Below are 16914 nucleotides of genomic sequence, written 5' to 3'. Positions count from 1 at the left end.
GCCCATGAGCGGCGAGACCTCCAGTCAGGCAAACGGAGCCATCCTGATCCTGCTGCGCCACGGCGAGAGTCAGTGGAACGCGAAGAACCTGTTCACCGGCTGGGTCGACGTCGACCTGACAGAAAAGGGCAGATCAGAGGCTCAGCGCGGTGGTGAGCTGCTCGCTCAGCAGGGGCTGCTGCCCGACATTCTGTTCACCTCGCTGCTGCGCCGCGCGATCAACACTGCGCACCTGGCCCTCGACACCGCTGACCGGCTGTGGATCCCGGTACTGCGGGACTGGCGCCTTAACGAGCGCCACTACGGAGCCCTGCAGGGTTTGGACAAGGCCGAAACCAAGGCCAAGTACGGCGAGGACCAGTTCATGGCCTGGCGCCGCAGCTACGACACCCCGCCGCCGCCCATCGAGCGGGGCAGCCATTACAGCCAGGACCAGGATCCCCGCTACGCCGATATCGGCGGAGGACCGCTCACCGAATGTCTGGCCGATGTGGTGGCGCGGTTCGTGCCGTATTACGAAGAGGCCATCGTGCCGGAACTTCGCGCGGGCAAGACGGTTCTGGTTGCCGCCCACGGTAATTCGCTGCGGGCCCTGGTGAAGTACCTCGACGGCATCTCCGACGAGGAGATCGTCGGGCTCAACATCCCCACGGGTATTCCGTTGCGGTACGACCTTGACGAGAACCTCAAGCCTGTCACCGCAGGTGGCGTGTACCTGGACCCGGAGGCCGCTGCCGCCGGTGCCGCGGCGGTAGCCAACCAGGGCGCAAAATAGCCCCACGCTGAGCCTGGACCCACCAGAAGTTCGCCAATCGGCGAATATTCGGTGAACTCACGCCTAACACCTGTGCTGGAATGTGTGACTTGCTCGGCATTTAGCCGCACGCTGCTGGGGTGACGTTCACCGAATGCGTACGCTTTTCGCGTGACCGCCGCATCGGGCTCTCTGGTTGTGATCGTGACGATCGCGGCCCTGGCGGCGCTTGCTGCGGGGGCGGGGCTGGGCGCGTGGTACTCGCGTCGCTCCTCGACGCATCACAAGACCCGGAAGGGCTCGCAAGTAGCCCAGACCGGCCTGACCGTTTCCCAGATGCTCGAGCGCATCGTCGCCATCTCACCGACCGGAATCGTCGTCGTCGACAGGCATCAGGACGTCGTCTTGGTCAATGCTCGTGCTCGCGAGCTGGGCTTGGTGCGCGACCGCCAGCTCGACGAGCAGGCATGGAACGCCGCTCAGCGGACCCTGGCCACCGGTGAGGCCGTCGAAGTGGATCTGACCACCAAACCGAAGGCGCCGGGCCGTACGGGGTTTAGCCTGCGCGGGCACGTGCGCAGGCTCTCCGACGCCGATCCGCGCTGGGCGGTCATCTACGTCGACGACGACTCCGAGCATGTCCGCATGGAGGCCACCCGCCGGGATTTCGTGGCCAACGTCAGCCACGAGCTCAAGACGCCTGTCGGTGCCATGGGTGTGCTCGCCGAGGCGCTGCTGGAATCCTCCGATGAACCCGAGACCGTGCAGCATTTCGGCGAGCAGGTTCTCGCGGAGTCCCGCCGCTTGGGCAACATGGTCACCGAACTCATCGCGCTCTCACGGCTACAGGGGGCCGAAAAACTGCCCGACCTGGAGGTTGTCGATGTCGACTTCGTGGTCTCCGAGGCGCTGAGCCGGTCCAAGGTGGCTGCCGAGAACGCCGATATCGCGGTCACCACGGACGCGCCCAGCGGTTTCGAGGTGCGCGGTGACCCCACGCTGCTCATCACCGCCATCAGCAATCTGGTGGCGAACGCCATTGCCTACTCTTCGCATGGATCACCGGTATCGATCAGCCGCCGGCGCCGCGGCGACAAGATCGAGATCGCCGTCACCGACCGTGGCATCGGAATCGCCAAGGAACATCAGGAGCGCGTCTTCGAACGTTTCTTCCGGGTGGACAAGGCGCGCTCCCGTGATACCGGCGGCACCGGCCTGGGGCTGGCAATCGTCAAGCACGTCGCCGCCAACCACAATGGCGCCATCAAGCTGTGGAGCCAGCCGGGCACGGGGTCGACGTTCACCCTGTCCCTCCCTGTCTACGAAGACGAGGATGACGGGGTTGAGGAATCCGCAGACCACCCGCAATCAGACCAATCCATGTCTCGCAAAGAAGCGATCAACCACGCCCCGCCGCACGCATCAACCAGCCGCTTACGCGAGGATCGCCAAGCGACTACACGAGAGGAACATGTACGTCGATGACCAGTGTCTTGATTGTTGAGGACGAAGACTCGCTGGCCGATCCACTGGCCTTCCTGCTGCGTAAGGAGGGCTTCGAGGCGACCATCGTCAACGACGGTCCCTCGGCGCTCGCCGAATTCGAGCGCGCCGGTGCCGATATCGTGCTGCTGGACCTCATGCTGCCCGGAATGAGCGGCACCGATGTGTGCAAGCAGCTGCGCGCCAAGTCCAGCGTGCCGGTCATCATGGTGACTGCGCGCGACAGTGAGATCGACAAGGTCGTCGGGCTGGAACTAGGTGCCGACGATTACGTGACCAAGCCGTATTCGGCGCGCGAGCTCATCGCCCGTATTCGGGCGGTGCTGCGCCGCGGCTCGGATTCCGAAGAGACCGCCGCGGGTGACGGCGTGTTGGAGGCCGGCCCGGTACGCATGGACGTTGATCGGCACACGGTGTCGGTGAATGGGGAATCGATCACCCTGCCGCTCAAGGAGTTCGATCTCCTCGAATACCTGATCCGCAACAGCGGCCGGGTGCTCACCCGCGGCCAGCTGATCGACCGGGTGTGGGGCGCCGACTACGTGGGCGACACCAAGACCCTTGACGTGCACGTCAAGCGGCTACGCTCCAAGATCGAGTCGGATCCCGCCAATCCAGTGCACCTGGTGACGGTGCGTGGTCTGGGCTACAAGCTCGAGGGCTGACCTCGCACCGCGCATGGCCCGGCGCGTACGTGTTTAGACTCTGACGGCAATGAAGTGCGCGTACCCGCGCGCGCCTCGGATCGGTTCGGTCAGACACGTCGATGGAGCAACTAGTGGCGCAGGATCCGCCTCGCCGAGGACGGCCCCCGGTGTCCGGACTTGCCGACAGACGCCGCCAGCAGATTGTCGACGCGGCCTTCGCGGCATTCACCGAAAACGGCTACGAGCAGACCAGCATGTCCGATATCGCCACCCGCGCGGGTATGGGGCAGGGCACCGTCTACCGGTATGTCGACAGCAAGCGCGAGGTCCTGGACCTGGTCTTCGACTATGCCGTGGAGCGGCTGGTGGACACCCTGGCGCTCGACGATTTTCTCGACGTGGTCGGCGGAACGGCCGGTATCGAAGAACGAAACGACATCATCATGGAGGGCGGCCGCCGCCTCTATGCGTTGGTGGATCAGGAGCCGGCGCTGCTGAAGCTCCTGACGGTCCAGTCGGCCGCCGCCGATAAGGAACTCAAACAGCGTGTCCTGGGTATTCAGGCGATGCTCGATTCGTACGTGCAACGGGGTTTGGATAGCGGCCGGCGCGCCGGGTGGGTTCCGGAGGACGCCCAGAACCACGCCGTGCTCGCACGGCTGTTGCCGGCGCTCGTGCTCCCCGGCTTTCTGCTCGCCCAAAGTCGGCACGATAACCCCAGCACCCGAGAGCGATTTGTGAGTACCGCTTCGCAGATCGCGGAGACCGGTATTTTGCGTGACGGCGTGGTTCTGGAGCCCGGTGCCGGGCATCCGGACGCGGAAACCATTGACGCCGTGCATATTCAGGTGCCTGTTGCCGCCGACCGCCGTAATGAGCTTCTCGATGCCGCGCTTGGTTGCTTCCTGTCCGACGGCTACCACGGCGTTGGTGTGAACGAGATCGTGGAGCGGCTCGGGGTCAGCCACGGCACGTTCTACAACTACTACCAGAACAAACGCGACTTGCTCGATGCGCTGATGGTCCGTGAATTTTCGGCGATGGAGCCTGTGCTGTCGCGACCAGTCGGCCGTCTCGATGCGCGTCAGGACATTGAACACGCTCTGGCACAGGGATTTAGAAACGCGCTCGAGGCGGTGGCCGGTCGGTTATCGGCGCTGATTTTCGTGTGTACGGAGGCCGCCGGAGTGGATCCGGAGGCGCTCCAGTCCATTATTCAGTTCTTCCGCTTTGCGTCGGTGCGCAGCGAGCAATCCGTGTACTCGATGATCGGCGCCGACCGGATCAACCCGTCGATCGACACCGAGTTCCTCGGCCAGGCCTTTGTCTCGTTGCTGGTCGGTGCCGTCACCCTGATCGTTGACGACGACGGGCGGACGGACCATATTGACGAGTATGCGCGAGCCATCACGCAGTTTTTGCTCTATGGTCTGAACCCAGCGCCGTAGACCGGCGTGGGAAACGAAGGAGCACTCCCATCGGCGAACCGGTTGACAACGAGGTCAACGCAACTCGGGCCGGCGTGCCGCTGCGCGCGAAAAGGGCTGCGGCGCTGGGAAAGGTTGTTGCCGGTCACGCTGTGCGCTCGGCGATCACGACGGCCATAAAGCCGGTCGCCGCGGACGTGGCCGCCCGGCGGGACGCCGATATTCTGCGGTTCGCCGACGATCTCGTGGCCGTCGCGGGCTCGATGAAGGGGGCCGCGCAGAAGCTCGGCCAGCTGCTATCTGTCGTGGACGTGGGCATCACATCCAGCTCGGCCAGGGATGAGTTCACCGCACGGCTTGCGCCCCTATTCGACAATGCGCCAAGGGTTCCCGACGAGACGATGCACCATGCGCTGGATCGCGAGCTGGGCGGCCTACGTGCCAGGATCGTGAGTATCGAGGCCGGAGCCATCGCGTCGGCCTCCATTGGGCAGGTGTACCGCGCCCGCCTGGACGACGGGCGGATGGTCGCGGTCAAGATCCAGTACCCGGATATCGCGTCCAAGGTCCGGGCGGACCTGAAGAACCTGCAGCTGATCACCAAGCTGGCGTCCAAGAAGATGCCCGCGAGCAATAGCCAGGCCATCGTCGCCGAGGTGCAGCGACAGATGATCAAGGAAGTGGACTACCGCACCGAGCTGGCGCATCACCAGCGGATCTTCGAGGCATTTCGCCAACATCCCGGGTGGCGTATCCCCGAACCGATCACCGAACTGTGCACCGAACACGTTCTGGTGACCGAGTACCTCGACGGTGTGCCCTTCGACGGCCTCATCGGTGAGGATCAGCCGGTCCGGGACCGAGTGGGGGAGGCGATTTATCGCTTCTACTGCGGCGAGATGTACCGAACGGGATTCTTCTGCGCCGATCCTCATCCCGGCAACATCATGCTGCTTTCCGACGGACGGGTCGGTTTTCTGGACTTCGGGCTGTGTATGGATATGGATACCGAGGACGCTGATGTTCAGCGCAAGGTGTTCCGGGCGCTGCTCACCGGGAATGACGACGAGGCGTTCGAGCTCGCGGTGGCGGCGGGATTCCTGGCAGATCCGGAGGCCATGGAGCGAAGTGCTGCCACCGAGTACATCCGCGCTGTCAGCAGCTGGCATCTCGGGGACGGGAGCGTGCGGATGACACCGGATATCGCTCGGCGTTCGGTCGCCGATGCTGTGCTGCCCTCCTCCAAGTTCTACGAAGGCATTCGTAACCAGCGTTTGGTGGAGACCCACACGATGGCGCGGCGTACGGAGCTGTGTGTGGCGGCATTACTGGGCAAGCTTGGCGCCGAGGCGCCCTGGTCGGCGATCGCCCGCGAGTATCTCGGCCTCGCTGGTATCGCCACCCCGATGGGCGAAGCTATAGAAAGCTGGTCTCAACAGCGATAACGGCTCACCTGGCGTGCACGGCAACACTCTCTTGTATTTTTATGAATGGCATGTCAGTCTATTAAACAGTTGCCCATGCACGAGATCACCGAGGAGTGTCGATGACGGCCGATGTGGTGCCGCTGCACGTGGAGCGTATGCATGTGGAGCGTGTGCAGCTCACACGCGTTGAGCGAGGCTCGCTGACGGTTCTGCTGCGATTGGGGCGGTGGGGCATCCGGCTGTTCGCGTATCCGGTGATTGCGCTGTGGGCACGATTCCCGCGGTTGCCGTGGCCGTACCGAGTCGTCGACCTCGCGGCCGTGGTGCTGCGGCCCGTCCGGGGCGTGCGCCGTTCACGTGTGCGGCTTGCGCACTGCGAGGCCGAGCTGATGGTGCCCACGGGCGAGTCGCCCAGCGGTGCTGTGCTTTATCTACACGGTGGGGCCTTCGTCGTCGGCGGGCTGAACACGCACCGCAGGCTCGTCTCGCGCATCGTCGTGGGCGCGGGTGTCACCTCCCTGGCCGTCAATTACCGCAAATTACCGGGGCACCCTGTGTCGGCGGCGGTCGAAGACGCGCTCGACGGATACCGCTATCTCATCCATAGCGGATATCAGCCCGGAGAGATCGCCATCGCCGGGGATTCCGCCGGTGGCTTCCTCGGCTTGGTCACGAGCCTGATCGCACAGGGGCGCGGGCTCGGCTCACCGGGTGCCCTGGTGTGCATGTCACCCCTGGTGCAGCGCGACCCCGCGGGCAAGCTGGTGCTGGCCGGCCAATCCAACGATTCGTTGTTCCCGCGGGCGGCGCTGATCGCCATGGAGCGCCTCATGTTGTCTGCGGAGGGAACCACGGCGGGACTTGCCACCCTCGACAGCTTTGTCGAGGGTGACCTCGCGGCGCTGGCCTGCCTGCCGCCGACACTCGTTCAGGTGGGTAGTGACGAAATCCTGCGCCCCGATGCCGAATTCGCGGCTGTTCGGCTAGCCGAGGCCGGGGTGTCGGTCGAACTGCAGATATGGAGAAACCAGGTGCACGATTTCCAGATGGCCGCGGACGTGCTTGGCGATGCGAGGGCCGCCGTTGGCGACATCTCGACGTTCGTCAGGACTCACGTGGGCCGGCCGGCCGCATGAAGTTCACAGAGATCCAGATAGAGAGCGCCATCGCGTTGGTCACCGGTGGCGCCCGCGGCATCGGTTTGTCTATCGCGCAACGGCTGGCGCGCGAGGGGGCGCAGGTGATGATCGCCGACCTTGATGGCGAGGCCGCTGCACGAGCGGCACGTGACATCGGTTCGGGTGCACAAGGATTTGCGTTGGATGTGACCGACTCTGACGAGTATCTACGGGTAGTGGCTGAGATTGAAGAGTCCTTGGGGCCCATCGACATCGTGGTGAACAACGCGGGGATCATGCCCGTAGGCCCGCTGCTGGAAGAGTCGCGCGGGGTGGCCGAGGCGACGATGCGCGTCAACTTCTGGAGCCACTACATCTCCTATCAGGTACTCGCCCCGCGGATGATCGCCAGGGGGAAGGGGCATTTCATCAACGTGACGTCGGCGGCCGGTGCAATTCACTCACCAGGCCTGGCCAGCTATGTCGCATCGAAGCATGCCGCCACCGGATTCGCGCGCAGTGCCCGCGAGGAGCTGGCCGGTACCGGGGTGACGATCTCGACGGTCATGCCGGCGGCTGTCCGCACCCAGCTCGTGGACGGTATTCCCTTCAAATGGTGGGAGAAACTGGGGATAATCCCGCCCGGGTGGGTAGCACGCGATGCGGTGAGGACCGTGCGCAATCGGCCCGCGGTGGTCGGTTCCCCGAGGGGTACGGTTCTCGCGCTGCGTCTTCAGCACCTCGTTCCGGAGTGGCTGTGGCTGTTGGGTAGGCGAGTGGTGAATGCGGACAGGACCGTGGGGCCCGTGGACCGGCGAGCGCGCGGTGAATACGACGGCCGTATCGAACAGCAGGTCGAGGCGATCCTATGAGTAGCACCCCTCAACATGAGACCGTTGTCATCGGTGCCGGGATAGGTGGGCTCGGTGCCGCCATCGGGCTGAAGCGCGCAGGACTGACCGATTTCGTCATCCTCGAGAGGTCCGCCGGGATCGGTGGCACCTGGTACAACAACCACTATCCCGATGTGGCGGTGGATGTCCCGGGGATCGTGTACCAGTTCTCCTTCGCGAAAAACCCCGACTGGTCGCGCACCTTCCCCAAGGGGCGAGAGGTGCAGCAGTACATCGCGAGCCTGGTCGACCAGTACCGCCTCAACGACCATCTTCGGTTGGGGCACGAGGTCATGAAGCGGGTCTGGGACGAGGACAACCACCTATGGCGCCTTACTCTCGCCGACGGCCGGGTGATGACGTCCAGATATGTCATCACCGCAGTCGGGGCCTTCGTCGAGCCGAAGGTGCCGGATATCCCGGGCCTGGATTCGTTCGGCGGCAAGGTGATCCAGACTCAGAACTGGGACCATGATTTTGATCTCAAGGGTAAGCGGGTGGCGGTGATCGGTACCGGGGCCACCTCGGTTCAGCTGATTCCGCAGATGGCGCGGGTGGCCTCGCATGTGGATGTGTACCAGCGCCGTGCCATCTGGGTGTTTGCGAAACCGGACTTCCCGATACCGCGCATCGCCCGGCTGGCCCTGAGATATGTTCCCGGTCTGCAGTCGATGATCCGGGGCATCGCCGCGGCCGCGGTAGAAGTTGGCCTGGTGGCAATCACGGTGTACGGCAAGCAGATCGCTCCTATCACATTGATCCCGAAATGGGCCTGCCGCGCGTTCCTTTTCAGCCAGGTTCGAGACCAGGAGCTTCGCAAGAAGCTGACGCCTGAGTATGGATTCGGGTGCAAACGCCCGAGCGTTTCGAACATCTACTATCGCACTTTCACCGAACCGCATGTGGACTTGGTGACCGATCCGATCGCCAAGATCACCCCGACCGGGGTTGTCACCAAGGACGGTGTGGAGCGAGAGATCGACGTCTTGGTGCTCGCTACCGGGTTTGAGATGTCGCAAAGCCCTGAGGTCTACCGTGCACGTCCCGTCAAGGGGCGCGACGGCTTTGATCTAGCCGACTATTACGAGAACAATCGCGCTAGGGCATACGAAGGTGTGACAATGCCCCAGCTGCCCAACACCTTCATGGTTTTCGGTCCGTTCGCGTGGAGTGGCAGCTCGTGGCACGTGATGGTGGAGAACGCCACGCGTATCGCCGTACGGGTGATTACCGAGGCGCGCAAGCGTGGTGCGACGGCATTCGCGGTAACCGAAGAGGCCAATGATCGGTTCTTTGATTTCATTGCACCCAAAGCGGAGTCGACGCTTATGCATGGACGCGCATGTGCCAATGCCAACTCCTATTACATCGACCGCCATGGCGACTTCTCATTCCTGCGTCCCACCACGGCGTACCAGTCGACGCGGGCCAGTAAGAGCTTCCCACTCGACGACTTCCGGTTCGAGAAGCTACCCGTTTCGGGCGGTCGCACTGCCATGGCGGAATCCGCTGTCGGACCGGCGAACTAGCCGAGCAGCCGAAAGGGAGATACGTATCCATGCGGCTCTTGATCCGGATCGCTGCAGCGCTCAATAGGGCGATCCATTGAGGGGACACCAGCGTCGTGCCACGGCGGCCTCGGAGGGGGTCCGGGCCGGACTGGCGCGACTGGGCCAGTCCGACCCGGGCCATGCGGAAGAGCTGACATGGCAATGGCTGGACGAACTGGGCAAGGCGGGGGACATCGCGGCGCTCGAAGCGGTCTTTCTCACGGGAACCCCGTTGGGCCAACGGGACGGCCTGACACAAGCCAGATATTTGGCCAGCCCGTATGGCCGGATCGTAGACTCGCTGCTGCGATGGGGCCTCGGGCGCTGGTGGCAGGGGCATCGCTTCTCTGACGATGGGCGGCGCGGGATCTCGAACACGCATCGTGAGTTCCGGTGGGTGTGGCGCCTGATGTTTCCCGGCTACCCGCGCCCGGCGGGGTGTCGGGGTGAAGAGGTATTCGATTTTCGCACCGTGACCGTTGACGACGCCAAGAACCCGCAGCATTCGGTTACCGTGCTGGACTGGCATCTGCCCGCTGGGAAGATGAACCGCTGGGTGACCGCACTGGCACGTCCAGTGGTGCGGTGGTTCGTGTGGGATCTGACGCGGAGCGAATTGGTCGGTGTTGTTGGCGGACAGGTCATCCTGGCCCGGATCCCGGTGCGGATTCCCTTCGGCCGCCGTTGGCGCACTACCACTTTCTACATGCACAGATGGTTATCGCCATCGGACGAGTTATCAGTGAGCTGTCCACCCCGGACATCGAGTGAGGAGTCTCCATGACCACATCAATTCCCGATCATCACGTCGTCGTCATCGGTGCGGGCATCGGGGGCCTGTGTGCCGGCGTGCGTTTGCAGCAGTCGGGTGTGGAGGACTTTGTGATCCTCGATCGGGCCGCCGACTTGGGTGGGACCTGGCGCGACAATGTGTATCCGGGGATCGCGGTCGATATCCCGTCGGTGATCTACCAGTTCCCGTTCTTCCGCAACCCGCAGTGGTCTCGCGTTTTCGCACCCGGAGCCGAGGTGCAGGCCTACCACCAGCAGGTGGCCGAAAGATTCAATCTGCGACCGCACTTCCGTTTCGGAGTCGACGTTCGCAACGAAGTGTGGGACGAGGAGAACCACTGCTGGCGCCTGAATCTCGCGGACGGCACGGTGATCACCGCGCGGTTCGTGATTGCGGCAAAGGGCCCCTTCTTCGATCCCAAGCAGCCCGGCATCAAGGGGCTGGAGAGCTTCGCCGGCACCCAGGTGACACCGGTGAATTGGCTGCCGGAGCACGATGTGCGCGGCAAGCGGGTGGCCGTGATCGGCACCGGGGCGACCGGCGTCCAGTTGTGCGGCGCCATAGCGGACGAGACCGAATCGCTGGTGGTGTTTCAGCGGACGCCCGTCTATTGCATTCCTAAACCCGACTTCCGGATCCCCGTCATTGCTCAATGGGCACTTCGCATCCCGGGACTGTTCTCGGTGATCGAGTGGGGAGCACTACTAGGCGGGAGCCTGGGGCTGTGGTTCCTCATCAACACGCCAGGAGCCATCATGCGCCCGCTGATGCGGACATTCGACAAGGCCGGGCGGGCGCTGTACGGGGCCTACCTGCGCGCGGTGGTCAAGGATGAGCAGGCGGCGCGGGATCTACTCCCGTCCTTCGGGCCGATGGGGAACCGGCCAACCCTCAACTCGGCTTTCCCGCGGGTCTTCAACAAGTCGCACTGCTCGCTGGTCACCACGCCGATCGCGGAGGTGGTACCCGAGGGAGTGAAGACCACTGATGGGACCGTCCACGAGGCGGACTTCCTCATCACCGCAACGGGTTTCGACCTGTTCTCCGAACCGGCCTCCTACAAGCGTGGCTGCGTCGTCGGAGCCGGTGGGCGTGACCTCGGCGATTTCTTCAATACCCGTGGGATGCAGGCGTACGAGAGCGTCTCGATCACCGGATTCCCCAACCGCTGGATCATCGTTGGGCCCTACTCCTGGACCGGAAACGGCGGATGGCATGGGCTGGCCGACACCGCGGTCACCCACATTGTCCGGGCCATCTCGCTGGCGGGTGAACGTGGCGCTACTCGCATGGAGGTGCGGCAGGAGGCGCTGGACAAGTTCCACCAGAGCATGTTGCGCAACGGCCGCAACCTGAAGTACTACTTCACCGAACTCAATCAGGGCGTGCGGTCGTACTGGAAGAACGCCGACGACGATGTGCCGTTGCTGCGGCCCACCACGACTCTGCAGGCGCGACGCGCGGCGAGGAACTTCCCGGCCGGCGACTATCAATATGCACAACAGGCTCGGTCCATCGATTCGACTGCGGTCCTGAATGATTCGCAGGTAGTAGTCTAGCGAGAGAGATTCTGGCGGTATGCACCGCCGCATCGCATCACCTACTCCGCGGTGGCGGGCACATGGCCCTTGCTGAAGCTGTGGGCGGAGGACTACGTGCTTACCCGCACCCCTGACGGCTGCGCCGTCGACTGGACCGTCGCGATAACCGCGCGATTTCGTGTCCGGGTTACCACTACGCTGGGTCCAGCCGTTCCTGCGGGTGGTGTTCGCGTGGGGTTTTCGGCCGGGTATGCGATCGCTCATTGCGCGCTTGGACAGTGCGGGCCCACCTCACGAGGCGTGTGGGACTTAGCGTCCTTGTACGCGCCGATTGGTCTCCACCCGCACGGCGTCCGGCCAAATCGACTTGGCCGCAGGCGAATCACAGAACACGGGCGAGTCCTGCCAGTCCATGTCGATGGCTCCCAGGCCGGACTGCTTATGCACCATGCAGCTTGCGGTGAGCACTTTGTGGGTGTTCGGGTCCACTTCCTCGGTGGTCATCGTCAGGGTGATGATGTGGGTGTACCCGGCCGCGGTCGGTAGGTAGAAGTCGAGGTCGCGGCTGGAGAACGCGCCGCTGTTGACCACGACATAGCCGTCGCCGCTGGGGTAGATGGCCTGCCCGAACATCTGAACCCGCTCGAAGTGGGTCGTTTGCTTCTCGGCGCGCCATACCGAAAATCGGCTGTTCACAGCGCCATTCATGACACGGGTTGCGATCGGAATGACCATCTCGTCCCGGCCGTCACCGTCGATGTCTTGTAGACCGACCGGCGCGGGGCTGGTCGGCTCCAGTAGTTCGTTGACCTCTTGCAACCTTTCGCCGGAGGAATTCTTGATGGTGACCCGCACCGACAGCGGTGGGTATTCCGCAGCGCCTTCATGGTCGGAGTTTGGTTGCCAGTACTCGACATCGAAAGTGATCCCGGTGCCGTCGGCGGCCGACAGGCGGCAATCCGTGTGTGCCATAGAGCGTTCCGGGACGATCATGGTGGTTCGGCTGGGGCAGGGCGGCAATGCCGCCCGCGCCACGGCAACCGGGTGGATCGCCTGCGCCGAAGTCAGCAAGACAGCCGCGGCGACACCCGCACCCAGCTCACGCATACGCCGGGGCATGGCCTACTTCTGACCGGGCAGTGCAGGCAGCGGCGGGAGGCTGGGGGCGGGCACTTTTTTACCGGGCGCCGGGGCCAGCTCCTCGGGAAGCAGCTTCTGGTCGCCGGGATGCATGATGGTGCCGGTGGAGCTGGCATTCTTGGGTCCGATGTCGGTCACCTGCCATCCGTCTCCATCTTTTTTGACGGTGATTTGCAAGACCAGCGTGGTGGCCCGTGGCTCTGGGTTCTGCACGTTTCGGGTGGTCTGCCGGGTGGTGACCACAACCTGGTAGATGCCGTTCTGCTGCGCCACCGCATCGGAGGCGATGATTTCGCCCTTGGATGTCACCTGCGCCTGCAGCATGATGGCCTTGAGGAGCTTCTCGGCATCGCTGTACTTGCTCTGAAGTGGTTCGGAGGCACCTTCTTTGACGCTCTTGAAGAACCTTTCGGGGTCTTCATAGCTGTAGGTGAGCGACTTCATCGCGTATGCGGATGCCGCATCGGTGGCCGCGGTGCGTTCGGTATCACTCGCGCGGGTAGCGGCGAGGGTGTCGGACAACTTCTGGTATTGCCAGACCCCGAGAACAGCACCGAGGACTCCCAAGGCGAGCAGGCCGATGGCAAACCATTTCCAGATATTGGCACCGCTGTCGGGTGGGTCCGTATCGGATTTGTTTTCAACGACTTTCGAACGCCGTGCGGGCTTCTCTTTGGCCTTCGAAGGGCCCTCGGTTGCCTCGCCGGTGGTCTCCGAGAGTTCCTCGGGATCCGCGTCATCCAGGGTGAGCTTGCGCTCGTCGATGTCGGTCATGATCCGGGCCTTCCTGCTGTCGCTGTCTGTGGCGCCGCGGTTGTTTTGGGTGCGGCTGATTGAGCTCCTGGTGGAGCCGGTTTGGCTGCTGCTGGGGGCGATTCGGGCTGTGGCCACTCGGGCACGCCGAGGTGGACTCGCACTCCGCCCTGGTTGTTGAATGTCGAATCCCAAAAGTCCAGCCAGTGTCCGGCGTCCAACTTGATATCGCGTAGCGGAGCGACGATCGGCTCGAGGACCGTCACGAATTCCGAGAGCGGTTCGGACAGGGCATTGACATAGTCGAAGAGCTTGTCCACGAGGTCGGTCAGCGGCTTTCCGTCGCCCATACCGGCTTCGACGAGCGGTTCGAGCTTCTCGATCACCTTCACCAGGGCCACCAGGCCGTCCATGCTGGCCGGGACGGTTTTGGCGGATTGCTTCATGATCTCACCCGCTCTGATTTCGCCGAGTCCATTTGTCAGGGAAGATGTGTTGCCGATCAGCTGTGCCAGATACTGCTTGTCGTCCTTCACCATTTGCGCGAACAGTCCTGCGGTGGTGGCCAACTGGTCGATGGTCTTGGTGTTATCCATGAGTCCCGCCGCCACGTTGTTGAGCGTGATCTCCAGGTCGTCGGCGTTCATGGCCTGCATAAGAGCGTTGCCCTTCTGCAGCAGGTCGCTCACGGTGTACACGGGCGCTGCCTTCGAGGCCGGGATAACGGCTCCGTCGCTGTAGTACGGGGGCTCGATGCGAACGGGTTTGAACTCCACATACTGCTCGCCCGCGGCCGAGAGGTTCTGGACGCTCACTTGGCTGTCGACCGGGATGGGATAGCCGCTGTCGAGGGCCATCGAGACTGCCAAACCTGTTGGGGTGGCTTGAATGTTGGTGACCCGTCCCACCTTGATTCCCCGCAGGGTGACCTGAGAGGTGGACATCAATCCGCCTGAACTGTCCAGCATGAGCGTCATGCGATGGGTCTTGTTGGTCGAGGCGATATCGAGTACACCAAACGCCATATAGATGGCGCCGACAAGCGAGATGATCGAGAGCACCGCGAGGGTGATTATCACATTGAGCCTCATCGCACCAGCCCCATCGTCTGCATATTGCGTATGACCGAATCGGCACGTTCCCCGGGGCTGACACCCAATGTGCCATCGGGGGTTTGAATATCGGTGACGGTGTACTTGGGGCCGCCGTCCTTGAAGAACGGAATGATCCTGTCCCGGAGGGTCCGGACCATCTTGTCCCCGAGCACGGGGACGGTGGTGTCGGTGGTTGAGGTGGTGTGGATGAACGGGGTGAGGTAGGACAATATGTCCATGATCGCGGGGTAGTCCAGGATCTCTCCGACCTCCCGCCCGAGTTGTGCGCCGTTGATGATCAGATCGCTCAGGCTCAGTACCACTTTGGCCAGTGAGGGCAGCTTGGTCGGGCCCTCGGCGAGCAGCCGCCGATACGTTCCCTTGTTGGCCCGGAACGACTCGCTGATGGTTTGCATGTTGGTCAGGATCCGGTTGAGGGTGTCCTGGTTATTGGACAGATCATTGACCATTCCGGCCAGCGACCGATGGATACGGTCGAGCTCCTCCGGTGGGGGAAAGGAGCTGTTCATGTTGGCCACCGTGGTCTGCATGGTGTTGAGGCTGCCTCCACCGATCAGGTTCGACATGGACCTCATGAGGTCCTCCACATTCGCGGCCGGGACGGTGTTGGCCAGCGCGATGGTGTCGCCGTCCTTGAGGTGGGCGGGCGCAGGATCTGTCGGCGAGATCATGGCGATGTAGATATCGCCGAGCACGGTGGCCTGTCGGAGCTCGGCCTTGACGTTCTGCGGGAACCTAGCGCTGCCATCGATTTCGACGTACGCGACGGGAGTGGTGCCCCTGAGCTCCACCCGGTCCAGCAGGCCCACCTGTACGCCGCCCGAGTCGACCTTGGCCCTTCCGGGCAGGTTCAGCACGCTGGAGAACTCGATCTTGAGGCGGTAGGTGTCCTTCGGGATGTAGGCGCCGGGCATGGGCATCTTGGTGGGGTCGAGGGCCTCGGTCGAGCACGCCGGGACCACGGTGAATGCCGTGGCGAGAAGGACGATCAGTAGGCGTCGAATCATGACAGTGCCGCTCCCATGATCAGGTTGGTCAAACCGAGGGTCACCGGGTCCGACGCGGTCCCGGGTGCACACGCCGCCTGGGATCCGGGGGTGTTCCGGTCTCGCAGGTTTTGGCAGATGGCGCTGGCCTGATCCGGCGAGATGGCAACGCGCGGAGGAACATAGGTGACGTTGTGGGTCTTCGTGTTGGGCAGGTAGATGTCATCGGCCAGCCAATTGATGACCGGTGGCAAGGTGCTGAAGAACGTGAGGATATGCGGGGTGTAGGCGTTGAGGATGTCGCGTACCCAGGGCACTATCTTGTCGAAGAGGTTCTTGTATATCCGGCCGGCGGCGCGCTGCACCATGCCGTTCACTGTGGGAAGAACGGTGGTGAGGTAGTCAAGGCCGACGGCGAAGTTGTCCGAGATGCCCGCGATCAACCGGGCGACATCGGGGAGCACCTTGACCACGCCCGCGAACTCGTTCCAGTACTGCAGCCAGTTCGAGGTGACGATTGCGCTGTTCTCGAAAAGCTGACGGTAGTCGGCGTCGGCCTTGTACGGATCTCCCACCATGGTGGTGAGGTTGTTGAGCATTTCTTTGAATCCGGGGCCCACGCCGTCGAGCGATCGCGCCGCTCCCTTGAGGGTCTTGTTGAGCGCCTGCACGCCCGGCGAATTCGCCGGATCTTGGCCGGGCGCTGCCTGCATCAGGGTGTCGGCAAGCTCGCCGATGGCAGAGAACGATTCGGTGACGCTCACCGGTGTTCTGGTGTTTTCCAGTGAGATGCATTGACTCCCGGCAAATTTGGGGCCCTCGCTCCACGAGCGGGTGAGTTCGATACTGCGATTGGTGATCACCGATTGTGAATAGCTTGCCGCACCCACATCGGCGGGCAGGTCCATGTCGTCGGGAATCTCGAAGTCGACCTCGACATGGTCGGGCTTGTTGGTGACCGCTGTCACCGTCCCGATTTCGACACCGAGGAGCAGGACCTTGTTGCCCTTGTACAGCCCGGACCCGTCGCGGAAATCCGCGCAGAGCGATCTGGTGTTGTCCAACAACGGGATATGGGCATTTCCCAGGTACGGCATCACCATGTTCTTGACGGCAGGAAGGACGGTGCGAGCACCGAAGGTTCCGGCGACTGCCACCACCGCAACAAGCACCACACCGATGGCGGTCACCAGGGCCGCCCGTGCGCCGCGATGCATGCCGGTGAGGCGAGTCAGGATGTTCCGGACAAATGCTGGCTGTGTCATCA

General features: G+C 63.3%; 15 protein-coding genes and 1 pseudogene. 11 read left to right on the top strand and 5 right to left on the bottom strand.

Annotated features, from left to right (window positions below; all coding sequences use genetic code 11):
- The first annotated feature begins 4 nt into the window (after nt 1-4).
- From AC5Y5C_RS14270 to AC5Y5C_RS14220, 11 genes and pseudogenes are all read left to right on the top strand, one after another.
- On the top strand, nt 5-775 hold the full coding sequence (locus tag AC5Y5C_RS14270) for a phosphoglyceromutase (protein WP_499973076.1): 771 nt from the start codon (nt 5-7) through the stop codon (nt 773-775).
- 150 nt (nt 776-925) lie between these two features.
- Nucleotides 926-2239, top strand: a complete 1314-nt coding sequence (locus AC5Y5C_RS14265) for a sensor histidine kinase (RefSeq protein WP_499973075.1) — start codon at nt 926-928, stop codon at nt 2237-2239.
- Nucleotides 2236-2922 carry a winged helix-turn-helix domain-containing protein gene (locus AC5Y5C_RS14260; RefSeq protein ID WP_499973073.1) on the top strand — a complete coding sequence of 229 codons (687 nt, stop codon included), beginning with the start codon at nt 2236-2238 and terminating at the stop codon, nt 2920-2922. The genes AC5Y5C_RS14265 and AC5Y5C_RS14260 overlap by 4 nt, the downstream gene beginning before the upstream one ends.
- Nucleotides 2923-3071: 149 nt before the next feature.
- The gene (locus tag AC5Y5C_RS14255; protein ID WP_499973072.1) at nt 3072-4352 is read left to right on the top strand and encodes a TetR/AcrR family transcriptional regulator; all 1281 of its coding nucleotides are present in this window, start codon (nt 3072-3074) and stop codon (nt 4350-4352) included.
- A 74-nt stretch (nt 4353-4426) separates the two neighbouring features.
- Nucleotides 4427-5776: an ABC1 kinase family protein gene (locus AC5Y5C_RS14250; protein WP_499973071.1), complete on the top strand. Its 1350-nt coding sequence runs from the start codon at nt 4427-4429 to the stop codon at nt 5774-5776.
- 101 nt (nt 5777-5877) lie between these two features.
- Nucleotides 5878-6894, top strand: coding sequence for an alpha/beta hydrolase (locus tag AC5Y5C_RS14245; RefSeq protein WP_499973069.1), 1017 nt, complete (start codon nt 5878-5880; stop codon nt 6892-6894).
- Complete coding sequence (locus tag AC5Y5C_RS14240) at nt 6891-7748, top strand: SDR family NAD(P)-dependent oxidoreductase (protein WP_499973068.1); 858 nt, start codon at nt 6891-6893, stop codon at nt 7746-7748. The genes AC5Y5C_RS14245 and AC5Y5C_RS14240 overlap by 4 nt, the downstream gene beginning before the upstream one ends.
- Nucleotides 7745-9298 carry a flavin-containing monooxygenase gene (locus AC5Y5C_RS14235; RefSeq protein ID WP_499973065.1) on the top strand — a complete coding sequence of 518 codons (1554 nt, stop codon included), beginning with the start codon at nt 7745-7747 and terminating at the stop codon, nt 9296-9298. The genes AC5Y5C_RS14240 and AC5Y5C_RS14235 overlap by 4 nt, the downstream gene beginning before the upstream one ends.
- Nucleotides 9299-9374: 76 nt before the next feature.
- A complete protein-coding gene (locus AC5Y5C_RS14230) occupies nt 9375-10103 on the top strand; it encodes a hypothetical protein (protein ID WP_499973063.1) in 729 nt (242 codons plus the stop codon).
- Complete coding sequence (locus tag AC5Y5C_RS14225) at nt 10100-11671, top strand: flavin-containing monooxygenase (protein ID WP_499973061.1); 1572 nt, start codon at nt 10100-10102, stop codon at nt 11669-11671. Before AC5Y5C_RS14230 ends, AC5Y5C_RS14225 begins: the two co-directional genes overlap by 4 nt.
- Nucleotides 11672-11966 (top strand): annotated as a pseudogene (locus AC5Y5C_RS14220) (SRPBCC family protein); the annotation flags it as partial. It abuts the gene before it with no gap.
- Here the strand turns inward: AC5Y5C_RS14220 and AC5Y5C_RS14215 are convergent.
- Genes AC5Y5C_RS14215 through AC5Y5C_RS14195 form a run of 5 tightly spaced genes read right to left on the bottom strand, consistent with a single transcriptional unit; the run spans nt 11963 to nt 16912 of the window.
- Entirely contained in the window at nt 11963-12772 is an 810-nt protein-coding gene (locus tag AC5Y5C_RS14215) for a hypothetical protein (protein ID WP_499973059.1), read from the bottom strand. The pseudogene AC5Y5C_RS14220 and the gene AC5Y5C_RS14215 sit on opposite strands and share 4 nt — an antisense overlap.
- Nucleotides 12773-12775: 3 nt before the next feature.
- On the bottom strand, nt 12776-13567 hold the full coding sequence (locus AC5Y5C_RS14210; RefSeq protein ID WP_499973056.1) for a hypothetical protein: 792 nt from the start codon (nt 13565-13567) through the stop codon (nt 12776-12778).
- Nucleotides 13564-14637, bottom strand: a complete 1074-nt coding sequence (locus AC5Y5C_RS14205; protein WP_499973054.1) for an MlaD family protein — start codon at nt 14635-14637, stop codon at nt 13564-13566. Before AC5Y5C_RS14205 ends, AC5Y5C_RS14210 begins: the two co-directional genes overlap by 4 nt.
- Nucleotides 14634-15668: an MlaD family protein gene (locus tag AC5Y5C_RS14200; protein WP_499973052.1), complete on the bottom strand. Its 1035-nt coding sequence runs from the start codon at nt 15666-15668 to the stop codon at nt 14634-14636. Before AC5Y5C_RS14200 ends, AC5Y5C_RS14205 begins: the two co-directional genes overlap by 4 nt.
- Nucleotides 15665-16912 carry an MlaD family protein gene (locus AC5Y5C_RS14195; protein WP_499973049.1) on the bottom strand — a complete coding sequence of 416 codons (1248 nt, stop codon included), beginning with the start codon at nt 16910-16912 and terminating at the stop codon, nt 15665-15667. The genes AC5Y5C_RS14200 and AC5Y5C_RS14195 overlap by 4 nt, the downstream gene beginning before the upstream one ends.
- Between the last annotated feature and the right edge of the window lie 2 nt (nt 16913-16914).

It is taken from the genome of Mycobacterium sp. NGS15 (assembly GCF_059813245.1).
This window is presented reverse-complemented; position numbering and strand designations above follow the sequence as displayed.

What these genes read in the sequence shown, in the direction of transcription:
- AC5Y5C_RS14200 (WP_499973052.1), bottom strand. Translation starts at nt 15,668, where the DNA reads ATGATTCGACGCCTACTGATCGTCCTTCTCGCCACGGCATTCACCGTG.
- AC5Y5C_RS14270 (WP_499973076.1), top strand. Translation starts at nt 5, where the DNA reads ATGAGCGGCGAGACCTCCAGTCAGGCAAACGGAGCCATCCTGATCCTG.
- AC5Y5C_RS14210 (WP_499973056.1), bottom strand. Translation starts at nt 13,567, where the DNA reads ATGACCGACATCGACGAGCGCAAGCTCACCCTGGATGACGCGGATCCC.
- AC5Y5C_RS14215 (WP_499973059.1), bottom strand. Translation starts at nt 12,772, where the DNA reads ATGCCCCGGCGTATGCGTGAGCTGGGTGCGGGTGTCGCCGCGGCTGTC.
- AC5Y5C_RS14225 (WP_499973061.1), top strand. Translation starts at nt 10,100, where the DNA reads ATGACCACATCAATTCCCGATCATCACGTCGTCGTCATCGGTGCGGGC.
- AC5Y5C_RS14245 (WP_499973069.1), top strand. Translation starts at nt 5,878, where the DNA reads ATGACGGCCGATGTGGTGCCGCTGCACGTGGAGCGTATGCATGTGGAG.
- AC5Y5C_RS14205 (WP_499973054.1), bottom strand. Translation starts at nt 14,637, where the DNA reads ATGAGGCTCAATGTGATAATCACCCTCGCGGTGCTCTCGATCATCTCG.
- AC5Y5C_RS14240 (WP_499973068.1), top strand. Translation starts at nt 6,891, where the DNA reads ATGAAGTTCACAGAGATCCAGATAGAGAGCGCCATCGCGTTGGTCACC.
- AC5Y5C_RS14260 (WP_499973073.1), top strand. Translation starts at nt 2,236, where the DNA reads ATGACCAGTGTCTTGATTGTTGAGGACGAAGACTCGCTGGCCGATCCA.
- AC5Y5C_RS14235 (WP_499973065.1), top strand. Translation starts at nt 7,745, where the DNA reads ATGAGTAGCACCCCTCAACATGAGACCGTTGTCATCGGTGCCGGGATA.
- AC5Y5C_RS14195 (WP_499973049.1), bottom strand. Translation starts at nt 16,912, where the DNA reads ATGACACAGCCAGCATTTGTCCGGAACATCCTGACTCGCCTCACCGGC.